Raw genomic sequence first — 21,171 nt, 5'->3', positions numbered from 1 at the left:
ACGCTACGCGCGCGCCGGCGTGGTCGGCACAGGTGCCGGTCGACGGGCACGCAACGCGATGGCGACGCCGACCGCTCCGGCGAGCACGAGAGCCGCGTCGACGCCGATCGCGGTCCGGAGCGCTCCCAGCGACGCCAGTCCCCCGGCGGCGACGGCGACCGCGGAGAGGGCCGGAGTGCCGAGCGCCATCCCGATCTGCTGTGTCATCGTCGCGAGCCCGGACGCCAGCCCCTGCTCGCGGTCCGGCAGCCCGGACGTCGCCGCGACCATGAACGCGACGATCGCGCACGTGTGCGGCACCGCTGCGGTGAAGACGACCACGCCGTAGAGCCAGAGGGACCCGTTCGTGGACCCGAGGAGCAGCAGGACGCCGGTCAGCAGCCCCTGCAGGGCGAGCCCGCCCACGGCGGTGTTCCGGACGCCGACCGCCGCGATGACGCGCGGACCGACGATCCCACCGAGCACGGCACCGGCTCCCATGGCGCCGAGCATGAGACCGGTCTGCATCGGGTCCAGGCCGAGCACGTGCTGGAGGTACATGGTGGACAGGAAGACGAGCCCGGTCTCCATCGTGAACGTGGTGAACCCGGCGATGTGGCCGCCGAGGATCGTCGGTCGACGCAGGAGTCCGAGCGGCACGAGCGGGTTCGGGTGCCCCCGCTCGGCGATCCCGAACGCCACCACGAGCAGCGCGGCGAGTGCGAGCGACACCAGTCCGACGGGGTCGGCGATGCCGTGCTCGCCGAAGCGGGTCGCCGCGAACACCAGGGCCACGAGTCCGGCCGTGACGAGGACCGCTCCGCGGACGTCGAGTCGGGACACGACCCGCTCCGCCGTCTCCCGCAGCACGACGAGTGCCACGACGATGACCGCGGCCGCGATCGGGACGTTCACGAGGAAGGCGGCCCGCCAGGAGAACAGGTCGGTGAGCACCCCGCCGAGGACGGCCCCGCCGGTGAAGCCGAGCGACATCATCACGCTGTTGAGGCCGAGCGCCCGGCGGCGCAGCGGCCCCTCGGGGAACGTCCCGGTGAGGAGCGACAGCGCCGCCGGGGTCACCGCCGCCGTCGCGAGGCCCTGCAGCACCCGTGCTGTGAGGAGCACCTCGGGGGTGGTCGCGACACCGCCGAGCAGTGACGCGGCCCCGAGGACGCCCATCCCGACGAGGAACAACCGCCGGCGACCGAGCGTGTCCCCGAGTCGGCCGAACAGCAGGGTGAAGCCGGCGGCGCAGAGCGCGAACGATGTCGCGATCCACTGGACGTCGGCGGCGCGGAACCCGAGGCCGTCGGCGACGCGGGGCAACGCGACGTTGAGGATCGAGAAGTCGACCGCGAGCATGAACTGCGACGCGAGCAGCAGGAGGAGCACCGTCAACTGGCGCCCGGTCATCGAGGTGTGCATGCCGGTCAGCCTCGGCCCGTCGGACGCAGCGAGCCAGACCACCCTTCTGCGTACCACCGACAGGGTCAGGCACGGTCGTTCCGCAGCGAGGACCGGGGCTGGATACTGAGGGCATGACCACTGAGCTCGGTGCCTTCCTCCGCAGCCGCCGCGCGGCCCTGCACCCCGAGCAGGTCGGCGTCCGGTCGTACGGCACGCGTCGTGTCCCCGGCCTCCGTCGGGAGGAACTGGCGCAGCTCGCCGGGGTCAGCGTCGCGTACTACACGCGGCTGGAGCAGTCCGACCACGCCGAGACGGCGTCCGACCAAGTGATCGAGGCGCTCGGCCGCGCGCTGCAGCTCAACGGGGACGAGTCCGCGCACCTCCGCCGGCTGGCCCGTCCGTCGTACGGTCGCGTCGTCGGACCGGCCGAGGAACGCGCCCGTGCCTCCCTCGTCGCGATCGTGGAGGGGATGGCTGCACCGGCGGTCGTCCTCGACCACAGCAACGACATCCACGCGTGGAACCGGCTCGGGAACCTCCTGATGGCGCACGAGGTGCCCTTCGACGCCCCGCACGACCCGGACCGGCGGCCGAACTTCGCACGCCGGTTCTTCCTGGGACCCGGCGGTGCGGAGCTGTACGCGAACGCGGAGGAGATGGCCGACGACGTGGTCGGGTTCCTGCGCTACTCGTCGAGCCTCCACCCGGACGACCTGCAGCTGAGCACGCTCGTCGGCGAGCTCACGCAGCGGTCCGACGACTTCGCGCGCATCTGGGCGGAGCACCCCGTGGGCGACTGCGGGTACGGCACGCACCACTACGCGCATCCCCTCGTCGGTCGGTTCGACCTGGACTACGAGGTCGTCCGCCCCGCGGAGTCGAGCCTCCGTGTGCTCCTGTACCACGCGGCTCCCGGCGGCCCGGCCGCCGACGCCCTGGAGCTGCTCGGGCACGTCTGCCGCGACGACTGAACGAGACGCGCGGAGACGACGGACGGGAGGCGCGGCGCCAGCTGGCACCGCGCCTCCAGTCCGTCTCGGTGTGGGTCTACCGCACCGCCGGCTGCGGCAGCGAGGCGAGGATCTCGGCGGCCGCTTCGCGGCCCATCCGGACCGCGCCGTCCACGTGCTGGTACCCGTGCCCGGCGAGGTCGCTCGACGCGAACCGGATGGGTCCGACGGCCGCGCGCTGGTCGGCCCCGTAGCGGACGAGTCCGCCGAGGTCGAAGCTCGCCGCGTACGCGCCCCGGGTCCACTCCTCGGTGCCCCAGTCGCTCTCGTAGTAGACGACCGGACGGAGCGCCTCGTCGCCGTAGTAGTGCGCGAGCGACGCGAGGACGCGGGCCTTGCGCTCCTCGGCACTCATCGCGAAGACGTCGTCGGCGTGCACGTCCGAGACGAACCCGACGAGGGTGCCCTGCTCCGAGCCGTGGGAGGTGTTGTCGTAGGCCTCGTGCACGAGCTCGTAGGGGCTGAACGCCGTGCCGGACAGCCCGGCACCGCGCCAGAACGGCCGGTCGTAGACGGCGTGCACCTTGATGACGAAGCCCATCGACAGGTGCTGGTACAGCTGGTGCTGGCGTCGCGGCAGCGGTGGCTCGTACGAGATGCGCGAGTACAGGGGCGGCGGCACCGCGACGAGCGCCTGCCGTGCCCGGACCTCGATGCCACCGTCCGCGATGGCGACCACCCCGTCGTCGTCCCAGCGCAGGGTGCGCACCGGTGCGTTCAGGTGCACGTCGTCGCCGAGGCGCTCCGCCAGCCGCTCGGAGACCTGCTGCATGCCGCCGACGACGCGCTTGTCGAGGATGAAGTCCGCGTCGACGAGGTTCGTGAAGCTACCGGCCGACGCGGCCATGAGCAGTGCCTGCAGGGCCGAGAAGGCGTGCGCGGGCTTCGTGAGCATCGCGCCGGCGATGAACAGCTCGACGTTGTCCGTCGCGACCCGGTCGTCGCTGAGGGTGTGCAGCCAGGCGCGGAAGGAGGTCTCGTCGAGGGCCGCGGCACCCGGTGCCTCCCACGGGCGGGCCGGGTCGACCGTCGCCACGTACTCGTCGACGACGGCGACGAGTCGCTCGATCTCGGCAGCGGTGGCCTCGGGCAGCGGGAAGATGTCACCGGTGTACTCGGTGCGGGTGCCGTGCTCGTCGACGTAGACGCTGGAGCCCTCGCGGTAGCGGTCGTACGTCTCGAGGCCGAGTTCGTCGAGGGTCTCGAGCAGCGCGGTCTGGTCCGGTGAGACCCACTGGCCACCGATCTCGAGCGTGACGCCCTCGATGTCGTTCGTCCACGTGCGGCCACCGACGCGGTCGCGGGCCTCGAGGACGGCGACGGTCTTGCCCTCGGCGACCAGCCGGTTCGCGGCGGTGAGTCCGGTCACGCCGGCGCCGATGACGACGACGTCCTTCTCGATGGTCATCGCTGCGTTCCCTTCGTGCGCCCGAACGGGTCGGGCGTCAGTGTGTACATGGTCTCGAGGTACTCGGCGATGCCCTCGCCGCCGCCCTCCCGACCGAGGCCGGACTGCTTCACCCCGCCGAACGGGGCGGCGGCGTTCGACACGACGCCGGTGTTGAGCCCCAGCATGCCCGTCTCGAGCTGTTCCATGAGCCGCTGTCCGCGAGCGGCGTCCTCCGTGCAGGCGTAACCGACGAGACCGTACTCCGTGTCGTTCGCCGCCGTCACCGCCTCGTCCTCGGTCCGGAAGGTCCGGATCGCCAGGACGGGCCCGAAGATCTCGTCGCGGAGCAGCTCGCTGCCGGGCTGCACGTCGGTCAGGACGGTCGGGGCGTAGAACGTGCCCGGGCCGTCGACGGGGTGGCCGCCGGTGCGCAGGACGGCTCCGCGCTCGACGGCGTCGGTGACCAGGCGGTGCGCCTTGTCCACGGCACGCTGGTCGATGAGCGGTCCGATCGCGACGCCGTCCTCGGTGCCGCGACCGACCGACATCGCCTCGACGCGCTCGGTGACCCGGCGCGCGAACTCGTCGGCGACGTCCTCGTGCACGAGGAACCGGTTCGCGGCGGTGCACGCCTGCCCGGTGTTCCGGAACTTCGCGGCGAGCGCGGCGTCGACGGCGAGGTCGAGGTCGGCGTCCTCGAACACCAGGAAGGGGGCGTTCCCGCCGAGCTCCATGCTCGTCCGGAGCACCGTCTGCGCGGCCTGCGTCAGGAGCGTCCGGCCGACCGGCGTGGACCCGGTGAAGGACAGCTTCCGCAGCCGCGGGTCGGCGAGGAGCGGCTCGGACAGCGCGCCCGCGTGCGTGGTCGGCACGACGTTCACGACACCCGCCGGCACCCCCGCTTCGAGCAGCAGGTCGGCGAAGAGCAGCGTGGTGAGCGGCGTCAGTTCGGCCGGCTTCACCACGACGGTGCAACCGGCGGCGAGCGCCGGCGCGATCTTGCGCGTGGCCATCGCGAGGGGGAAGTTCCACGGTGTGATGAGGAACGCCGGGCCGACGGGCTTGTGCGTGACGATCGCCCGGCCAGTGCCCTCGGGGTTGGTGCGGTACGACCCGCCGATGCGGACCGCTTCCTCGGAGAACCAGCGGAGGAACTCGCCGCCGTACGTCACCTCGCCACGCGCTTCGGCGAGCGGCTTGCCCATCTCGAGCGTCATGAGGAGCGCGAACTCCTCGCGGCGTTCCTGCAGCAGGTCGAACGCGCGACGGAGGACCTCGGCGCGCTGCCGCGGCGGGGTGGTCGCCCAGCCGTCCTTCGCCGCGTGCGCGGCGTCGAGCGCCCGTCGGCCGTCGTCCGGGGTGGCGTCGGCGATCCGCAGGAGCGTCTCGCCGGTGGAGGGGTCGACGACGGGGAACGTCGCGCCGTCGGCCGCCTGTTGCCAGGTGCCGTCGACCAGGAGGCCCGTGGGGACCCGGTCGAGGACGGCCTGTTCGGCGGCTGGTCCGGTCGCGTCGGGGACGACGGGCCAGGCCGTCGTGGGGGCGGTGGTGGTCATGCTGCTGCCAGTCCTTCCAGGACGACGTCGAGGCCCTCGCCGAGCAGCGCGTCGTCGATCGCGAGCGGGGGCAGGAAGCGCACGACGTTGCCGTACGTGCCGGCGGTCAGTGCGATGACGCCGTGTTCGTACGCGTACCGCACCACCGCGCCGGTGAGTCCCGGGTCCGGCTCGCCGGTCGCGGGGTCGACGAGCTCGATCGCGACCATCGCTCCACGGCCGCGGACGTCGCCGATGCGGGCGTCCGACGCCTGGGCCGTGCGGAGCCGGTCGAGCAGGATGGTGCCGATCGCCTCCGCACGCTCGACGAGCCCGTCGTGCTCGAACGCGTCGATGGCGGCGAGCGCTGCGACGCAGGCGACCGGGTTGCCGCCGTACGTGCCGCCGAGGCCGCCGACGTGGGCGGAGTCCATGATCTCGGCGCGGCCGGTCACCGCCGAGAGCGGCAGACCACCGGCCATCCCCTTCGCGGTCGTCACGACGTCGGGGACGATCCCCTCGTGCTCGCTGGCGAACATCGCCCCGGTGCGGGCGAAGCCGGTCTGCACCTCGTCGGCGATGAACACGACGTCGTTCGCCGTGGTCCACTCCGACAGGGCGGCGAGGAACCCGGGCGCCGGGACGACGAAGCCGCCCTCGCCCTGGATCGGCTCGATGAGCACCGCGGCGGTGTTCTCGGCGCCGACCTGCTTCTCGATCTGGCTGATCGCACGCTTCGCGGCCTCGGCACCGGTGAGCCCGTCGCGGTACGGGTACGACATCGGCACGCGGTAGACCTCGGGGGCGAAGGGACCGAAGCCGTTCTTGTACGGCTGGTTCTTCGCGGTGAGCGCCATCGTGAGGTTCGTCCGGCCGTGGTACGCGTGGTCGAACACGACGACGGCCTGCCGTCCGGTGTGCTTCCGGGCGATCTTCACGGCGTTCTCGACGGCCTCGGCACCGGAGTTGAAGAGGGCGGTCCGCTTCTCGTGGTCGCCGGGGGTCAGCCGGTTGAGGGCTTCGGCGACCTCGACGTACCCCTCGTAGGCAGTGATGGTGAAGCAGGTGTGGGTGAACGCGGCGACCTGCTCCTGCACGGCGGCGACCACGCCGGGGTGCGCGTTCCCGACGCTCGTCACGGCGATGCCGGAACCGAGGTCGATGAGGGAGTTGCCGTCCGCGTCGACGACCACGCCACCGCCCGCGGCGACGACGGCGATCGGCACGGCGACCCCGACCCCGGCTGCGACGGCCGCGGACTTGCGCTCGAAGAGCTCCCGCGAGCGCGGACCCGGCACCTCGGTGACGAGCCGCCGTTCCTGGGGCAGCGAGGGGCCACCGGGGGCGGCGCTGATCGAGGGTGCAGCGGTGGAGGTCATGCGCCGATGGTAGGAGCGCCGCGCGCCCGGACCCACTGTCCGCCGTGTACACCCGGGGTGGTCTCGATCGACTCGGCGGATAGGGTGCCCTCATGCCCGCGACGCTGCGATCCCTGCTCCACCGCGCCGACCTCCACCTGCGGCTGCTCACCAGCCCCGAGGCCGAGGCGCTCGACGCTCCCCTGTCGTGGCTGCACAGCTCCGACCTCGACGACCCCACGCCGTTCCTCGCCGACGGGCAGGGTCTCCTGACCACGGGGAAGCAGTTCGGCACCGAGGCCGAGGTCACGGAGTCGTTCGCCGCCGCCTACGTGCGACGGCTGCGGCAGCGCGGGGTCGTCGCACTCGGGTTCGGCACCGAGGTCGTCCGCGCCGGCACCCCCGCGCAGCTCGTGGCCGCGTGCGAGGCCTCCGGGTTGCCGTTGTTCGAGGTGCCGTACGAGACCTCGTTCATCGCCGTCGCGCAGGCCAACGCGGACGCCGTCGCGCGCGAGGCCAACGCCCGGAACGCGTGGGCCCTCGCCGCCCAGCGCGCCATCTCCCTCGCCGCGATGCGACCGGACGGTCTCGGCGCCACGATCGCGGAACTCTCACGGCAGCTGGACGGCTGGGTCGGGCTGTTCGACGTGTCCGGACGTCTCGACCGCGGGTACCCCGACGGCGGCGTGCCCGCCACCGACCTGGACCTGCTCCGGACCGAGTCGCTCCGGCTCCTCCGTGCCGGTCAGCGGGCCAGCCTGCCCGTGACGACCGAGCACCGCACCGGGTTCACGCTGCAGACGCTCGGCAGCGGTGGCCACCTCAGCGGTGTCCTGGCCATCGCGAACGGCAGCGCCCTCGACCGCGCCGGTCGCGAGGTCGTGACCGCCGTGATCGCCCTCGCCGGTCTGGCCCTGCAGCAGAACCGCGAGCTCGCGCGGGCCCGCGGCCTGCTCCGCACCGGGCTGCTCACGATGCTGTCCGTCGGGGACCCGGCCGTCGTCGACACCACGTCGCGGGAGGTCTGGGGGCCACTCCCAGCGGAACCCGTCCGGATCGCGGCGCTCGACGTCGCCGACCAGGACCTCGACACGGTGGTCGACCTGCTCGAGCTCTGGGTGCAGGACCGCCCCGGCCGGCTGTTCTTCGCGGTGGACGACGCCCTGTTCCTCTGCGTGGGCGCCGACGACACCGCGGTCGTCGAGGAGCTCGTCAGCCGCTACGACCTGCACGCCGGGCTCTCCGACGGTGCCTCGTACCCGTACTTCGGCCGAGCCCGGACCGAGGCCGTCCAGGCGCTCGACCGGCGTCGTGAAGGACGCCCCGGGATCACGGAGTTCGGCGACCTCGCCCGTGACGGCGTCCTCGCCCACCTCGCCCACGTCGACGTGGACGCCCGGGCCGTCGCCCGCGCGGTGCTCGCTCCCCTGCTCGACCACGACCGCACCGCGGGCACCGAGCTCACCCGCACCGTGCGGACCTGGCTGGAACAGAACTGCGAGTACGACCGCACCGCGCAGGAGCTCGGTGTCCACCGGCACACCGCCCGCGCCCGGATCGAGCACGCCGGACGACTCCTCGATCGGGACCTGTCCGTGTTCGCCACCCGGGCGGACCTCTGGGCGGCCTTCGTCGTCGAGGGCGGCCCCGGAGCCGGGTCGACGGCGTCCGCCTAGGCTGGACGTGTGCCGACCACACCGACCCGACGGCGCCTGAGCCCCGCCGAGCGGGAGGCCCAGATCGCCGACGCCGCGATCGCCGTCGCCCGCGCCGACGGACTCGCCGCGGTCACCCTGCGCGGTGTCGCCGCCTCGATCGGGGTCGCTCCGTCACTCGTCGCGCACTACCACCCGGCGATGGAGGACCTCGTCGGCGAGACCTTCCGCGCGATCGCCGCAGCCGAGGTCGCCGAGGTGGCCGCGATCGTGGCCGACGTGCACGGCCCTGGCGCCAGGCTCGGCGCGCTGCTGTCCTGCATCGCCGACCCGGACCGCGACGACGTCGCCGCGCTCTGGGCCGACGCGTGGAGCATCGGCCGGACGAACACCGTGCTCGCGGCGGCGGCCCGCGGCGTCATGGACGACTGGCAGCGACTGGCGACCGGGATCGTCGTCGAGGGGGTCCGGGCCGGTGTCATGCGCGTGGACGACCCGGACGCGGTCGGCCGGCTCCTCTTCGCGCTCGTGGACGCCACGAACGGGTACGCCCTCGTCGACTACCTCGACCGCCCCACCCGCGAGGGGCTCGTCCGCACGACGATCGCCCGCGCGGTCGGCCTCGACGAGGCCTCCCTCACCCCGCTCTCGTGATCTCCCGTCCGTGCCCCACCGATCGGTACGCTCGTCACGTCGCACAGGGAGCGGCGGGGACGGGGACACGATGACCACGACGGACGACCTCCGACGGACACGACCGAGTCGCCCACGGGTGGTGACGATCGCCGTCGTGCTCTGGGCGGTGTGGCTGGTGGCCGGGGTGCTGTCCACCGCCCTGGTCGCGACGTCAGACGGCCTCGCGGGCGTCGGCGGCGTCCTCACGATCGCGCTGTCCCTCGTCGTCTGGGCGGTGGTCGCCGCGGCGGTCGTCCTGCTCCTCCGTGGTTCCCCGGTCGCCCGCATCGTGCTCGTCGCGGTCGCCGCCCTGCGTGCCGTCCTGAGCATCACGGAAGGCGGGCCCGCCGCGGTGCTCGTCCTGCTGTCGGTGGTGGCCGCGGTCCTGCTCTTCCTGCCCAGCGCACGCCCGTTCTTCCGGCGAGTCGACGCTGCGGAGCCGAGCCGCGCCTCCAGGCAGTGACGCCCAGCAGGAACGCAGAAGGCCCCCGGATTCCTCCGGGGGCCTTCTGTGCAGTACTTGATGTGCACTGCGCCTGGTGCGCGAGGGGGGACTTGAACCCCCACGCCGTTTCCAGCACACGGACCTGAACCGTGCGCGTCTACCAATTCCGCCACTCGCGCCAGCCCGAGAACACTACCACGCACAGACGGTGCCAGACGCCAACCACTACCATGCGTAAGGTCAGCGACCGAGAACACTGGAGACCCATGGGCCTGTTGGACAGCTTCGAGCGAGGGCTGGAGCGTGCCGTGAACGGCGCGTTCGCGAAGACCTTCCGCTCCGGCGTGCAGCCCGTCGAGATCTCGAGCGCACTCCGCCGAGAGCTCGACACCAAGGCTGCCGTGGTGTCCCGCGAGCGGATCCTCGTGCCGAACGAGTTCACGGTGCGCCTCGCTCCGCCGGACTTCACGCGCATGAACGACGTGGGGCGTCCCCTCATCGACGAGCTGTCGCAGATGGTGCAGCAGCACGCCGTTGCGCAGAACTACTCGTTCTCCGGCCCGGTGACGATCCGGCTGCAGCAGGACGGCACGCTGTCGACGGGCATCCTGCAGATCGACTCGACGACGGTGCAGCGCGACGTCGCCTGGGTCGCGGTGCTCGACATCGGTTCGCAGCGGCACAAGCTGCAGCGCGGTCGCACCGTGATCGGCCGCGGAACGGACGCGGACATCACCGTCGCGGACACCGGCACGAGCCGCAAGCACGTCGAGGTCATCTGGGACGGCAAGCACGCCCAGGCCAACGACCTCGGCTCCACGAACGGGTCGAAACTGAACGGCGAACGCTTCCAGCAGGCCATCGTGGAGCCGGATTCGACGATCGAGATCGGTCGTACCCGTATGGTGTTCCGGGTGATCCCCGAGAACGACGGAGGTACCAGGTGACCACAGGGCTGACCCTGCTCGTCCTGCGCTTCGCGTTCCTCGCGGTGCTCTGGCTGTTCGTGTTCGTGATCGTCTTCGCGCTGCGCAGTGACCTCTTCGGTCAGCGCGTGCGCACCATCCCCACCGACCCGAAGGCCGGTGCATCCGGCCCGACGACACCTGCGGTGCCGGCAGCAGCGGCGCCGGCTCCGGCATCCAACGGTGCGTTCACGGACCTCATCGGACAGCCTGGAGGCACGCAGCAGCCCGCCACGCCGGTCGCGACCCGCCTCGTGATCACCGAGGGATCCCGCGAGGGCATGGAGATGCCACTGGGCGGCGGCCCGATCACGATCGGCCGGTCGAGCGAGTCCAACGTGGTCATCCGCGACGACTACACCTCGACGAACCACGCCCGTCTCGACCTGCGTGCCGACGGCTGGCTCCTCACCGACCTCGAGTCCACGAACGGCACCTTCGTCAACGGTCAGAAGGTGACCGTTCCCGTGACCATCGCAGAGCGGACGCCGATCACGATCGGGACGACGACGTTCGAGCTGCGGCGGTAACCCGGGATGACGGCTCGCACGCTGAGCGCCGCTGTGTCCCACGTCGGACGCATCCGCGCGAACAACCAGGACTCCGGCTACGCCGGGCAGCACCTGTTCGCGGTCGCGGACGGCATGGGCGGCCACGCCGGCGGTGACGTCGCGTCAGCGATCGCGATCCGTCGCATCAGGGAGGTGGACCGGGAGTTCCCGTCGGCCCACGACGCCGAGTTCGCCCTGCAGTCGGCGCTCATCGCGGCGAACCAACTCATCACCGAGACGGTGTTCGAACACCAGGAACTCACCGGGATGGGCACCACGGTGTCCGCCATGATCCGCGTCGGCGACCAGATCGCGATCGCGCACATCGGTGACTCCCGCATCTACCTGCACCGCGACGGCGAGCTGCGGCAGATCACCTCGGACCACACCTTCGTGCAGCGGCTCGTCGACAGCGGCCGGATCACCCCGGAAGAGGCAGCGGTCCACCCGCGGCGCTCGGTGCTGATGCGTGTGCTCGGCGACGTCGACGCCGCACCCGAGGTCGACACCGCGATCATGGACATCCAGCCGGGCGATCGCTGGCTGCTCTGCTCGGACGGGCTCTCGTCGTACCTCGCCGAGGAGCGCATCCGGCACGCCCTCGCGTCGAACATGGACGCGAACCAGGTCACGCAGCGCCTCGTGAAGGAGACGCTCGACCACGGCGCGCCCGACAACGTCACCGTCGTCGTGATGGACGTCACGGACTCCGAGCCGGGCGACGACGACGACGCGGCGACCACCGTCGGGTCCGCAGCAGCGCCGCTCACGTTCGAGGCGTCGACCGGCCGCAAGCCGATCCGCCTCCCCACGATCCTGCTGCACCCGCTGAAGGTCACGACGGCGCCCGAGGACTCGCACTTCGAGCCCGAGTCCGACCAGTTCTTCGCCGAGCTCATCGCCGAGGACCGTCGTCGCCGGATCCGTCGTCGCATCTCGTGGACCATCGCCCTCGTCGTGGCGATCGCCGCCCTCGTCGGCGCCGTGTTCCTCGGCTGGCGCATCATCCAGGACCACTACTACGTGGGCACCGACCGCGGCACGGTCGCGATCTACAAGGGCGTGCAGCAGTCGATCGGGCCGATCGCGCTGTCCGACGTCTACGAGGACACCGACATCACCGTGTCGTCGCTCCCCGACTACACGCGGGAGAACGTCCGCTCGACGATCAACGCGCAGTCGCTCGACGACGCGCGGGACATCGTGGACCGACTGCGGAAGGCCGCCGAGACCGGGCAGGACCAGGCCGGCACGGGTGGTGACGGCGGCTCGCCGTCGCCGACACCGACCTCCTCACCCACGGGCTCCCCGTCCGCGTCCCCCGGGGCGAAGCGATGAGCAACGCCACCGCCCAGTCCTTCACGCAGGCGATCACGATCAAGCTGCGCGAGCCCGCGCGGGCCCGGAACCTCGAGCTCGTGCTGCTCGTCATCGCTTGTGGCATCTGCGCCGGGGCGATGGTCCTCGTGCAGCTCGGCACGAAGGGCAGGCTCTTCGACACCTCGGTGCTCTGGGTCGGCGCGGGCATCCTCGGCCTGGCGCTGATCATGCACGTGGTGCTCCGGGTCGTCGCGAAGAACGCCGATCCGTTCATCCTGCCGGTGGCCCTCGTGCTGAACGGCATCGGCATCGCCGAGATCTACCGGATCGACATCCACAACGACCTGTCCGGGTGGTCGGCGATCGGCGTGAAGCAGATCGTCTGGACGATGCTCGCGATGGTCCTGGCGATCATCACGGTCGTCCTCGTCCGGAACCACCGGTTCCTGCAGCGGTACCGGTACATCTTCATGTTCCTCACGATCGCGCTGCTGTTGCTGCCGATGCTGCCGGGCATCGGGTCCAACGTCGGTGGCGCTCGGGTCTGGATCCGCGTCGGAGCCTTCTCGTTCCAGCCCGGCGAGCTCGCGAAGATCACCATGGCGCTGTTCTTCGCCGGGTACCTCGTCACCGCTCGGGACTCGCTGTCGATCGTCGGCAAGAAGTTCCTCGGCATGACCTTCCCTCGCGGTCGGGACCTCGGTCCCATCCTGGTGATGTGGGGCGCGGCGATGGCCGTCCTCGTGTTCCAGCGCGACCTCGGCACCGCCCTGCTGTACTTCGGCCTGTTCCTCGTGATGATCTACGTGGCGACCGGTCGGATCAGCTGGGTCGTGATCGGCCTCGCCCTGTTCGTCGGAGGCGCGCTCATCGCCCAGAGCGCGCTGGTGTACGTGCACGGCCGGTTCGAGCAGTGGCTCGACCCGTTCAACCAGGAGATCTTCGACCGCCAGACCCAGGGCAGCTACCAACTCGTCCAGGGGCTGTTCGGCTTCGCCAACGGGGGGATCACCGGAACCGGTCTCGGCCAGGGGCGCCCGTACATCACGCCGGTCGCCAACGCGGACTACATCATCGCCTCGCTCGGCGAGGAACTCGGCCTGATCGGCGTCTTCGCGATCCTGGCGCTGTTCATCGTCCTCGCGTCCCGCGGCCTGCGCGTCGCCTTCATGGCGCAGGACGACTTCGGCAAGCTGCTCGGCGTCGGCTTCGGCTTCGTCATCGCCCTGCAGGTGTTCGTCGTCGTCGGTGGCATCACCCGCGTCATCCCGGTGACCGGCCTCACGACCCCGTTCATGGCGGCCGGTGGTTCGTCCCTCATCGCCAACTGGATCATCGCCGCGATGCTGCTGCGACTGACCGACGCCATCCCAGCCGAACAGCGCGTCCAGCAGGGCGCGATCCCCGCTGCGCGTGGCGGGAACGCGCGCGCGACCAGGAAGGAGCGCAGCCGGTGAACCGACAGCTCCGCGGTGTCTCGACCGTCATCGTGCTCATGTTCGTCGCACTCTTCGTGTCGACGACGTCCATCCAGTTCTTCTCGGCGGACTCGCTCCGTGCCGACTCCCGCAACTCCCGGACGATCCTCGCCAGCTACTCGACGAAGCGCGGCGCCATCCTCGTGAACGGCAGCCCGATCGCCGAGTCGACCCCGGTGGACGACCAGTACCAGTACCAGCGCAAGTACACGAACGGCGACCTGTACTCGGCCGTCACGGGATACTTCACCATCGGCCAGGGCAACACCGGCATCGAGAGCGCGGAGAACACCGTGCTCTCCGGCAACTCCGACGCGTCGTTCTTCCAGAACCTCAACGCGATCCTCACCGGCCAGGACGTCCAGGGCGACAACGTCAACCTGACGATCGACCCCGACGTCCAGCAGGCCGCCTACGACGCGCTCGGCGACAACACCGGGGCCGTCGTCGCGATCCAGCCGAAGACGGGCAAGATCCTCGCGATGGTGTCGAAGCCGTCCTACGACCCGAACACGCTCACCTCGCACGACACGGCGCAGGTGAAGGCGCAGTACGACGCCCTGCTGAACCAGTCGCGGACGCCGTTGCAGAACCGCGCCATCGGCGGCGACCTGTACACGCCGGGATCGGTGTTCAAGCTCATCGTCGCGTCGGCCGCGCTCGAGGGCGGGAAGTACAACCTCGACTCCGAGTTCCCGAACCCCTCGCGGTTGCAGCTCCCGGGCACGAGCACCTACATCAACAACGCCGAGGGCGGCTCCTGCGGCGGCGGCGACACCGTCAAGCTCCGCACCGCGATCCAGAACTCGTGCAACATCCCGTTCGCGGAACTCGGACAGAAGCTCGGCTACGACGCGATCAAGAGCATGGCGGACAAGTACGGCTTCGGCGACGCGATCGAGGTCCCGATGCGGGCGACGGCGAGCCAGTACCCCGACGTCGACTCCACGGCGCAGCTCATGCTGAGCTCGTTCGGTCAGGCCAGCGTCCGGGTGTCCCCGCTGCAGATGGCGATGGTCTCGGCCGGGATCGCCAACGGCGGCAAGGTGATGCAGCCGTCCCTCGTCGACTCGATCACCACGAGCGACCTGAAGACCGTCGAGTCCTTCTCCCCGAAGCAGTACAGCGACCCGCTCTCGGCCTCCGAGTCCAGCGACCTGACCGAGGCAATGCAGAGCGTCGTCAGCTCCGGGACCGGGACCAATGCCAAGATCGACGGTGTCGACGTCGCAGGGAAGACGGGCACGGCAGAGGGCGGCACGGGCGATCCGTACACGCTGTGGTTCACCGGGTTCGCCCCGGCGAAGGACCCCGAGGTGGCCGTCGCGGTCGTCGTCGGGAACGGCGGCGGGCTCGGGCAGTCCGGTGTCGGCAACACGGTCGCGGCTCCGGTCGCGAAGAAAGTCATGGAGGCGGTGCTGAACAAATGAGACCCACCAGCGGACTCACCTTCGGTGGGCGGTACCAACTCTCGTCCCGCGTCGCGATCGGCGGCATGGGAGAGGTCTGGCAGGCCACCGACCTCGTCATCGGACGGACCGTCGCACTCAAGATCCTCAAGGACGAGTACCTCGGCGACCCGGGGTTCCTCGAGCGCTTCCGCGCCGAGGCCCGTCACGCTGCGCTCGTCAACCACGAGGGCATCGCCAACGTGTTCGACTACGGCGAGGAGGACGGCAGCGCCTACCTCGTGATGGAGCTCGTCCCCGGCGAGGCGCTCTCGACCATGATCGAGCGGGAGCACACGCTGCCGGTCGACAAGGTCCTCGACATCGTGGCGCAGACCGCGAACGCCCTGCAGGCCGCGCACGCGGTCGGCCTGGTGCACCGCGACATCAAGCCCGGCAACCTGCTCATCACGCCGGACGGCCGCGTCAAGATCACCGACTTCGGCATCGCGCGCATCGCCGACCAGGTGCCGCTCACCGCGACCGGCCAGGTCATGGGCACCGTGCAGTACCTCTCGCCGGAGCAGGCGAGCGGACACCCTGCGTCGCCCTCCACGGACATCTACTCGCTCGGCATCGTCGCGTACGAGGCCCTTGCGGGTCGTCGACCCTTCACGGGTGAGTCGCAGGTCGCGATCGCGATGGCGCACATCAACGAGCAGCCGCCGGCGCTCCCGGGCGACATCCCGGAGCCCGTCGCCGCGCTCGTGATGTCCTGCATCGCGAAGAAGCCCGCGGACCGTCCCGCCACCGCCGCGAACCTGGCCCGTGCCGCACAGGCGCTGCGCCGTGGTGACGTCGCAGCGGCCACCGTCGCCGTGCCGGCCATCGCCGCCGGGGGCACCGTGGCGTTCAACCCGCCGCAGGGGCAGGGGAACGACGCCGCGACCGCGCTCATCGGCACCCAGGCCGGAGCCGTCACCGGTGGTCCCCGCACGCCGGGCTCGCCGGTCGACGGTGAGGACGAGGAACCGAAGAAGAAGCGCGCCTGGATCTGGTGGCTCGTCGGCGGCATCGCGGTCCTCGTCATCGCGGCGGTGATCGCTGCGTTCGCGATCAACGGCAACGGGACGCCCGAGCCGACGCGCTCGGCGACCACGAAGAGCTCCACGCCGCGTCCGAGCAACACGCCGACGCCGACCCCGACGCAGACACGGGTGCTCGTCAACGCGGCGGACTACGTCGGGCTCTCGGTCACGGACGCCCAGGCGAAGCTGCAGTCGCTCGGCCTCACCCCGCAGGTCGAGGACGGCGACCCGGCCCCGACGGCGGACAAGGCGAACACCGTCCAGTCCATCAGCCCCACCGGGAGCCTGGCAGCGGGCGCGGTCGTCGTGATCCAGCAGTACACGGCGCAGCCGACGGTCAACCAGCCGAACTCCGCGTCCCCGGGCACGGTGTCGACGGACGGCCAGGTCACCTTCAGCTGGGCGGCGGCGACCTGCCCGACCGGGTACACCGTGGCGTCGTACGCGTACACGATCACCGGCGGCAAGGACACCTCGAGCCAGACCTCGGGAACGCTGGACGCCTCGCACCGTTCGGTCACCGTGCAGATCGACGCGGTGGGCAAGGCCGCGGCACTGACCTACACCGTGACCTGCGGGAACCTCGCCGCATCGGCCGCCTCGGAGTCCGCCACGAGCGACCCCTGGCAGGCCACCGGCGAGCCGACCACCGACCCGACGGACGGCAACAACCCCAGCCAGGGCCCGCAGGACTGACCCTCGGACGGGGACTCGCGACACCGTTGCGTAACGGTTCGGTCGGGGGCCCCGTCCGCAGCGTCTCACCAGCGAGGGCTGCCGTACACTGGCCCGGACGGACATTCGGAGGAGTACGTGCCAGAAGGTGTGACCGCGGGGATCACCCTCCTCGCCAACCGCTACGAGATCGGTGACGTCATCGGTCGGGGCGGCATGGCCACAGTGCATCTGGGCAACGACACCCGCCTCGGACGCAAGGTGGCGGTGAAGCTGCTCAAGCCGAGCCTCGCCAACGACCCCGCGTTCCGAACGCGGTTCCGCCAGGAAGCCCAGGCGGCTGCGCGCATGGCCCACCCCACCATCGTCCGCGTCTACGACGCCGGCGAGGAGACGGTCACCGAGACCTCGGGCGCCGAGGTGCAGGTGCCCTTCATCGTCATGGAGTACGTCGAGGGCCGTCCGCTCTCCGACATCATCGAGGACGGTCCGGTCGCCCCGGACGAGGCCGTGCGCATCACCGAGGGCATCCTCACCGCGCTCGAGTACTCGCACCGCGCGGGCGTCGTGCACCGCGACATCAAGCCCGCGAACGTCATGGTGACGCACGCCGGCCAGGTCAAGGTGATGGACTTCGGGATCGCCCGTGCCATCACGGACACGTCGGCCACGGTCGCGCAGACCACCTCGATCCTCGGCACCGCCTCCTACTTCTCGCCGGAGCAGGCACGCGGTGAGACCGTCGACGCTCGCACCGACGTCTACTCGACCGGTGTCGTGCTGTTCGAGCTCCTCACCGGACGGCCCCCGTTCATCGGGGACTCGCCCGTCGCCGTCGCCTACCAGCACGTCAGCGAGCAGCCGGTCGCACCGTCGACCCTGGTGCCCGAGGTGTCACCGGCCCTCGACGCCGTCACCCTCCACGCCCTCGTGAAGGACCGCACGCGTCGGTACCAGAACGCCGCCGAGTTCCGGACCGAGCTGCAGCAGGCCGCGGCCGGTCACGTCCCGGCGTCGACCCGGAAGCTCCAGCAGCAGGTCGCGAACGACGCGTCGACGATGCTCTTCGGCGTCAACCCCCGCACGACGTCGAACCCCGCCGTCGCGTTCCGCGAGCTCGAGGACGACACGGCCGAGCACCGCCCGCAGCGCACGCAGAACCGTCCGCCGGTGGCGTGGATCTGGGTCGGCATCATCCTGACCGCAGCCGTGATCGTCGCGGTGGTGTTCTTCGTCGCCAACCTCCAGCCCGGCAAGGGTCCGGTGTCGTCGGTGAGCGTGCCGAACGTCGCCGGCGCGACCTACGACTCCGCCGCGTCGGCGCTCGGCAAGCAGGACCTGGTCGCCGTCAAGGTGGAGGAGAACTCCGACGACGTCGAGAAGGGGACGGTCATCCGGACCGAGCCCCGTGCCGGCACGAAGGTCGGCCGCAGTCAGAACGTCCGTGTCGTCGTCTCGCTCGGCCCGCAGCAGATCGCCATCCCGGACCTCGCCGGTCAGGCGCAGGACGCTGCCGAGAAGACCCTCACGGACGCCGGCTTCACGGTCGGGGCGATCAACTCCGACTACTCGCCCGACGTCCCCGAGGGAACGGTCATGAGCACCGATCCGGCATCCGCGTCGCTGCACGCGAAGGGCACCGTGGTGAACCTGACCGTGTCGAACGGCAAGGTCGAGCTCCCGAACGTCACGCAGCAGCCGTTCGCGACCGCGAACGCGACGCTCGCCGGCCTGGGGCTGACCGTGACCCCGGCGCCCGCGTACTCCTGCACCGGTGGCACCGTGACGCAGCAGAGCGCTCCCGCCGGCGACATCGCGCAGGGCAGCACCGTGGTCCTCACCTACTGCGCCGCCTCGTCACAGCCCACACAGCCGCCCGCGTCGGGCGGCGACAGCGGTGGGGACAACGCCGGTGACGGCGGCGATGGCGGCGACGGGCAGTGAACTGACCGCGTCCTGACGGAGGCTGTCCGTCGGGGCCGAGCCGTGCCTCCAGGCCGGACGCCCGTCAGGCGCGGTGCACCGCGATGAGCGGGTTCAGTCCCGCAGCTCGGTCGGCCGCGCCCGCCATGCCGGTGGTCTCCAGCCAGTTCCCGACCATCCGGTACCCACCCTCGGTGAGCACCGACTCGGGGTGGAACTGCACGCCGTACACGGGGTGCTCGCGGTGCTGGACGCCCATGATGACCCCGCCGCCGGTCCGGGCCGTGACGGTGAGTCCTTCGGGAACGGTCCCGTCGACGATCGCGAGCGAGTGGTAGCGCGTGGCGGTGAACGGGTGCGGGACGCCGGCGAACAGCGCACTGTCGTCGTGGTCGACCTGCGACGTCTTGCCGTGCATGAGCTCCTCGGCGTGCGTCACGGTGGCGCCGAGCGCCTCGGCGATCGCCTGGTGACCCAGGCAGACCCCGAGGAGCGGCTTGTCCGCCTCCATCGCGGCGTGCACGGTCGCGATGGACACGCCGGCGTCGGCCGGGGTGCCGGGGCCGGGTGACAGGAGCACGCCGTCGTAGTCGGCGATGCGGTCTGCGATCTCGGATGCGGGGAACGCGTCGTTCCGCACCACGTCGGTCTCCGCACCGAGCTGCTGCACGTAGCCGTTCAGCGTGTAGACGAAGCTGTCGTAGTTGTCGACGACGAGGATCTTGGTCATGGTCGGTTCACCGTACTCGTGGGGGATGTGTGCAGCGGGCTGAGAGTCCTCCCACACACGTGGTCACGGTAGGATACCGGCCATGGCCAAGGACAAGGACCGCACCAAGCCCGCCCGGAGGACCCGAGCCGACTCGGTCGACACAGCGGGGGACCAGCCGAACCCCGTCTGGTTCAAGCCGGTCATGTTCGGCTTCATGCTCATCGGGCTCGCCTGGGTGATCGTCTTCTACATCTCGAACACGACCCTTCCGGTTCCGTCCCTCGGGTCGTGGAACATCCTGATCGGCTTCGGCATCATGTTCGTCGGCTTCCTCATGACCACGCGCTGGCGCTGACACCCCGGCCACCTGCTTCCCTGCCGCCCGTCGCACCCCCCAGAGGTGCGGCGGGCGTCGTCGTTGCAGCCGGTGGCCCGTTCTCCACACCCACCCCGCCACTGCGTCAGCGTTCTCCCCAACCCGAGCGCCGTTCTCCACACTCTCCACATCACTCTCCACACCCTGACCCCGGAGTTATCCACAGCGGAGTCCACAGTGGGGATAATCACACGCGTGTAACTCACCGCTTTGTCCACAGCTGTGGATAACTCGGTCGTGCACGTGTGGAAACCGATCCGGCAGCACGGCGTGCGTCGGGCCTGGTGCGTCCCGCACGACACCCGCCGCGTCCCGCAACGACGAAGGCCCCGTCGCGCGTGCGACGGGGCCTTCGAGTGGGTGTGTCAGATGCCGATCCCGATGCCGGCCTGGAGGCTCGCGTACACCGCGTAGATGCCCGCGACGAGCACGACCGCCTCGGCCACGAGTAGGCCGATCTGCAGGCCCCGCTGCCGGACGTTGCGGGTCTTCGCGAAGACGAACCCGGTGATGAAGCCGAGGACGATGCCACCGACGTGCGCCTGCCACGAGATCGCCGTGCCGGGCAGGAACCCGACGACGAGGTTCAACCCCATGATCACGAGCAGCTGCACGGCGTTGTAGCCGAGGCTGCGCTGGATGACGAAGAACGCGGCGAACAGGCCGAAGATCGCACCGGAGGCGCCGACGACCTGCGTTCCCGGGCTCAGCAACGAGACCGCGAGGTCCCCGCCGAGTCCCGCCAGGAGGTACAACGCCAAGAAGCGCCAGGTCCCGAGGATGTTCTCGAGCATCCGTCCGAAGATCCAGACGGCCCACATGTTGAACAGGATGTGGAAGAACGAGGAGTGCACGAACAGCCCGGTGACGAGACGCCACGGCTGCGTGCCCACGAGAGGCGTGTAGTAGCTCAGCCAGGCGTTGACGTACCCGCCGCTGACCTGGTTGAGGAGCCACAGGACGACCGAGACGGCGACGATCACGACCGTCGCCTTCTGGTCGAGCATGGCGAAGCGCCGTCGGGCGACCGTCATCCCACTGGGACCGGTCGCCCGACGGTTCGCGGCGAACTGCGCGCGCTGCTCGCGCACGCACTCCGGGCAGTGCACCCCGACCGCCGCCGGCGTCTGGCACTCAGGGCAGATCGTGCGCCCACACCGCTGGCAGAGCACGAAGCTCTGCCGGTCGGGGTGCCGGTAGCAGGTGTTGTTCGAGTTGTACGCCGGATCGCTCACGTGGTG

General features: G+C 70.8%; 18 protein-coding genes and 1 tRNA gene. 12 read left to right on the top strand and 7 right to left on the bottom strand.

Going from position 1 to position 21,171, the window contains the following annotated elements:
* Positions 1–3: 3 nt before the first annotated feature.
* Positions 4–1,404, bottom strand: coding sequence for an MFS transporter (locus ABIC61_RS04745; protein WP_354028979.1), 1,401 nt, complete (start codon positions 1,402–1,404; stop codon positions 4–6).
* A 113-nt stretch (positions 1,405–1,517) separates the two neighbouring features.
* On the opposite strand from ABIC61_RS04745, the gene ABIC61_RS04740 reads away from it, so the two are divergent.
* Positions 1,518–2,357, top strand: coding sequence for a helix-turn-helix transcriptional regulator (locus ABIC61_RS04740; protein ID WP_354028978.1), 840 nt, complete (start codon positions 1,518–1,520; stop codon positions 2,355–2,357).
* A gap of 76 nt (positions 2,358–2,433) precedes the next feature.
* On the opposite strand, the gene ABIC61_RS04735 is transcribed toward ABIC61_RS04740, so the two are convergent.
* The 3 genes from ABIC61_RS04735 to gabT are packed head-to-tail and all read right to left on the bottom strand — an operon-like array spanning position 2,434 to position 6,700.
* The gene (locus tag ABIC61_RS04735) at positions 2,434–3,804 is read right to left on the bottom strand and encodes a flavin monoamine oxidase family protein (protein WP_354028977.1); all 1,371 of its coding nucleotides are present in this window, start codon (positions 3,802–3,804) and stop codon (positions 2,434–2,436) included.
* Positions 3,801–5,342, bottom strand: a complete 1,542-nt coding sequence (locus ABIC61_RS04730; protein WP_354028976.1) for an NAD-dependent succinate-semialdehyde dehydrogenase — start codon at positions 5,340–5,342, stop codon at positions 3,801–3,803. The genes ABIC61_RS04735 and ABIC61_RS04730 overlap by 4 nt, the downstream gene beginning before the upstream one ends.
* Positions 5,339–6,700, bottom strand: coding sequence for a 4-aminobutyrate--2-oxoglutarate transaminase (gene gabT, locus ABIC61_RS04725; protein WP_354028975.1), 1,362 nt, complete (start codon positions 6,698–6,700; stop codon positions 5,339–5,341). The genes ABIC61_RS04730 and gabT overlap by 4 nt, the downstream gene beginning before the upstream one ends.
* 92 nt (positions 6,701–6,792) lie before the next feature.
* On the opposite strand from gabT, the gene ABIC61_RS04720 reads away from it, so the two are divergent.
* The 3 genes from ABIC61_RS04720 (at position 6,793) to ABIC61_RS04710 (ending at position 9,472) form a co-directional block, all read left to right on the top strand.
* Positions 6,793–8,355: a PucR family transcriptional regulator gene (locus tag ABIC61_RS04720; RefSeq protein ID WP_354028974.1), complete on the top strand. Its 1,563-nt coding sequence runs from the start codon at positions 6,793–6,795 to the stop codon at positions 8,353–8,355.
* A gap of 9 nt (positions 8,356–8,364) precedes the next feature.
* Complete coding sequence (locus ABIC61_RS04715) at positions 8,365–8,988, top strand: TetR family transcriptional regulator (protein WP_354028973.1); 624 nt, start codon at positions 8,365–8,367, stop codon at positions 8,986–8,988.
* A 70-nt stretch (positions 8,989–9,058) separates the two neighbouring features.
* Positions 9,059–9,472, top strand: a complete 414-nt coding sequence (locus ABIC61_RS04710; RefSeq protein ID WP_354028972.1) for a hypothetical protein — start codon at positions 9,059–9,061, stop codon at positions 9,470–9,472.
* 74 nt (positions 9,473–9,546) lie between these two features.
* Here the strand turns inward: ABIC61_RS04710 and ABIC61_RS04705 are convergent.
* Positions 9,547–9,633: transfer RNA gene (locus tag ABIC61_RS04705), tRNA-Leu, on the bottom strand.
* An 87-nt stretch (positions 9,634–9,720) separates the two neighbouring features.
* Here ABIC61_RS04705 and ABIC61_RS04700 point away from each other — a divergent pair.
* From ABIC61_RS04700 to pknB, 7 genes are all read left to right on the top strand, one after another.
* Positions 9,721–10,401, top strand: a complete 681-nt coding sequence (locus tag ABIC61_RS04700) for an FHA domain-containing protein (protein WP_079237613.1) — start codon at positions 9,721–9,723, stop codon at positions 10,399–10,401.
* Complete coding sequence (locus ABIC61_RS04695) at positions 10,398–10,949, top strand: FHA domain-containing protein FhaB/FipA (protein ID WP_144753938.1); 552 nt, start codon at positions 10,398–10,400, stop codon at positions 10,947–10,949. Before ABIC61_RS04700 ends, ABIC61_RS04695 begins: the two co-directional genes overlap by 4 nt.
* Positions 10,950–10,955: 6 nt before the next feature.
* Positions 10,956–12,308, top strand: a complete 1,353-nt coding sequence (locus ABIC61_RS04690) for a Stp1/IreP family PP2C-type Ser/Thr phosphatase (RefSeq protein WP_144753935.1) — start codon at positions 10,956–10,958, stop codon at positions 12,306–12,308.
* Positions 12,305–13,747 (top strand): FtsW/RodA/SpoVE family cell cycle protein, encoded by a 1,443-nt coding sequence (locus ABIC61_RS04685; protein WP_354028971.1) that lies wholly within the window; start codon positions 12,305–12,307, stop codon positions 13,745–13,747. The genes ABIC61_RS04690 and ABIC61_RS04685 overlap by 4 nt, the downstream gene beginning before the upstream one ends.
* Entirely contained in the window at positions 13,744–15,198 is a 1,455-nt protein-coding gene (locus ABIC61_RS04680; RefSeq protein WP_354028970.1) for a peptidoglycan D,D-transpeptidase FtsI family protein, read from the top strand. The genes ABIC61_RS04685 and ABIC61_RS04680 overlap by 4 nt, the downstream gene beginning before the upstream one ends.
* A complete protein-coding gene (locus ABIC61_RS04675) occupies positions 15,195–16,940 on the top strand; it encodes a protein kinase domain-containing protein (RefSeq protein ID WP_354028969.1) in 1,746 nt (581 codons plus the stop codon). Before ABIC61_RS04680 ends, ABIC61_RS04675 begins: the two co-directional genes overlap by 4 nt.
* 117 nt (positions 16,941–17,057) lie before the next feature.
* Positions 17,058–18,863, top strand: coding sequence for a Stk1 family PASTA domain-containing Ser/Thr kinase (gene pknB, locus ABIC61_RS04670; RefSeq protein WP_354028968.1), 1,806 nt, complete (start codon positions 17,058–17,060; stop codon positions 18,861–18,863).
* A 64-nt stretch (positions 18,864–18,927) separates the two neighbouring features.
* Here the strand turns inward: pknB and ABIC61_RS04665 are convergent, their stop codons facing one another.
* Positions 18,928–19,572: an anthranilate synthase component II gene (locus ABIC61_RS04665; protein WP_354028967.1), complete on the bottom strand. Its 645-nt coding sequence runs from the start codon at positions 19,570–19,572 to the stop codon at positions 18,928–18,930.
* Between the two features lie 82 nt (positions 19,573–19,654).
* Here ABIC61_RS04665 and ABIC61_RS04660 point away from each other — a divergent pair, with 82 nt between their 5' ends.
* On the top strand, positions 19,655–19,909 hold the full coding sequence (locus ABIC61_RS04660) for a cell division protein CrgA (protein ID WP_079237606.1): 255 nt from the start codon (positions 19,655–19,657) through the stop codon (positions 19,907–19,909).
* Between the two features lie 386 nt (positions 19,910–20,295).
* Here ABIC61_RS04660 and ABIC61_RS04655 read toward each other — a convergent pair whose 3' ends face one another.
* Entirely contained in the window at positions 20,296–21,165 is an 870-nt protein-coding gene (locus tag ABIC61_RS04655) for a rhomboid family intramembrane serine protease (RefSeq protein WP_144753920.1), read from the bottom strand.
* Positions 21,166–21,171 lie beyond the last annotated feature (6 nt).

Source organism: Curtobacterium sp. 1544 (assembly GCF_040544915.1).
GTDB lineage: Bacteria > Actinomycetota > Actinomycetes > Actinomycetales > Microbacteriaceae > Curtobacterium > Curtobacterium pusillum_C.
Note: the sequence above shows the minus strand (reverse complement) of the source record. Positions and strands in the feature narration are given on the sequence as shown.

Coding starts and splice junctions, on each gene's coding strand:
- ABIC61_RS04745 (WP_354028979.1), bottom strand. CDS start 1,404: ATGCACACCTCGATGACCGGGCGCCAGTTGACGGTGCTCCTCCTGCTG.
- ABIC61_RS04740 (WP_354028978.1), top strand. CDS start 1,518: ATGACCACTGAGCTCGGTGCCTTCCTCCGCAGCCGCCGCGCGGCCCTG.
- ABIC61_RS04735 (WP_354028977.1), bottom strand. CDS start 3,804: ATGACCATCGAGAAGGACGTCGTCGTCATCGGCGCCGGCGTGACCGGA.
- ABIC61_RS04730 (WP_354028976.1), bottom strand. CDS start 5,342: ATGACCACCACCGCCCCCACGACGGCCTGGCCCGTCGTCCCCGACGCG.
- gabT (WP_354028975.1), bottom strand. CDS start 6,700: ATGACCTCCACCGCTGCACCCTCGATCAGCGCCGCCCCCGGTGGCCCC.
- ABIC61_RS04720 (WP_354028974.1), top strand. CDS start 6,793: ATGCCCGCGACGCTGCGATCCCTGCTCCACCGCGCCGACCTCCACCTG.
- ABIC61_RS04710 (WP_354028972.1), top strand. CDS start 9,059: ATGACCACGACGGACGACCTCCGACGGACACGACCGAGTCGCCCACGG.
- ABIC61_RS04700 (WP_079237613.1), top strand. CDS start 9,721: ATGGGCCTGTTGGACAGCTTCGAGCGAGGGCTGGAGCGTGCCGTGAAC.
- ABIC61_RS04690 (WP_144753935.1), top strand. CDS start 10,956: ATGACGGCTCGCACGCTGAGCGCCGCTGTGTCCCACGTCGGACGCATC.
- ABIC61_RS04685 (WP_354028971.1), top strand. CDS start 12,305: ATGAGCAACGCCACCGCCCAGTCCTTCACGCAGGCGATCACGATCAAG.
- ABIC61_RS04675 (WP_354028969.1), top strand. CDS start 15,195: ATGAGACCCACCAGCGGACTCACCTTCGGTGGGCGGTACCAACTCTCG.
- ABIC61_RS04665 (WP_354028967.1), bottom strand. CDS start 19,572: ATGACCAAGATCCTCGTCGTCGACAACTACGACAGCTTCGTCTACACG.
- ABIC61_RS04660 (WP_079237606.1), top strand. CDS start 19,655: ATGGCCAAGGACAAGGACCGCACCAAGCCCGCCCGGAGGACCCGAGCC.